The sequence below is a fragment of the Mesorhizobium sp. M1338 genome (assembly GCF_040318045.1).
GTDB lineage: Bacteria > Pseudomonadota > Alphaproteobacteria > Rhizobiales > Rhizobiaceae > Mesorhizobium.
This window is the reverse complement of the sequence record NZ_JAMYLL010000157.1, coordinates 1-704: the sequence shown is the minus strand read 5'-3', so window position 1 is coordinate 704 and position 704 is coordinate 1. Positions and strand designations below refer to the sequence as shown.

Sequence of the window (704 nt, the reverse complement as noted above, 5' to 3'; positions counted from 1 at the left end):
GGTCGTCCTTTGTGGCAAAGTGACGGAAGACGGTACGCCGCTGCACCCCAGCCTTTTCGGCGATCGCCTCGGCGGTGATCTCATCCGCCGCACCATCCGCGTCCATCAGCGTGAACAGAGCGGTGAGGATCGCCTCGCGCGTTTTTCGGGCTTTCTCTTCGCGCACGGGGCTGTTGTAAGCACGGGCGGTGGACATGTGGCTTCTCCTAATTCGCGGCACGGCATGTGCCATGAATTCCACCGCCTGTCAATTGGTGTCACATCGAGTGACTCAAATTCTATGATGGGTTAAATCTGGCGCTTCAGGTTTGCTGTCAGAGGCAATGCGGCTTGCGCTTCCAAGCAATTCCCGTCCTTGTGGAGTCGAATACGAGCGGAATCGAAACCGCCTCCCTGTGAGCGTTTATGGCACAGGGCGAAATTACAGGCGGCTCAATGCCGCTGGGCTACACCGATCCAGTCCAGCCGCGCAGCCGGCACCAGGCCGTAATTGTAGAAATTGATGCCATCGACACCAGGCGCCAGCGCCGGCTTCACCTTCGCCGCAAGGGTGTCAGGCCCGGTCATTTCCGGGTAGAACAGCCGATAGCCGGCACCGAGGAATCTTTCCGCGCCGAGGGCTGCCCGACCAGCCACCATCAGGCTCGCGACACTCGCCGCCTGCATGTCGTAGGCGCACAGGATCGCTCCGTCACAGACCTTGC

The 704-nt window shown here is 60.5% G+C and carries 1 protein-coding gene and 1 pseudogene; both read right to left on the bottom strand.

The window, feature by feature from the left end:
* Positions 1–196: TetR family transcriptional regulator (locus NKH19_RS33445; RefSeq protein WP_352871323.1), on the bottom strand; the 196-nt coding region annotated here is incomplete at its 3' end.
* Positions 197–432: 236 nt separating this feature from the next.
* Positions 433–704: pseudogene (locus NKH19_RS33440) on the bottom strand (hypothetical protein); the annotation flags it as partial.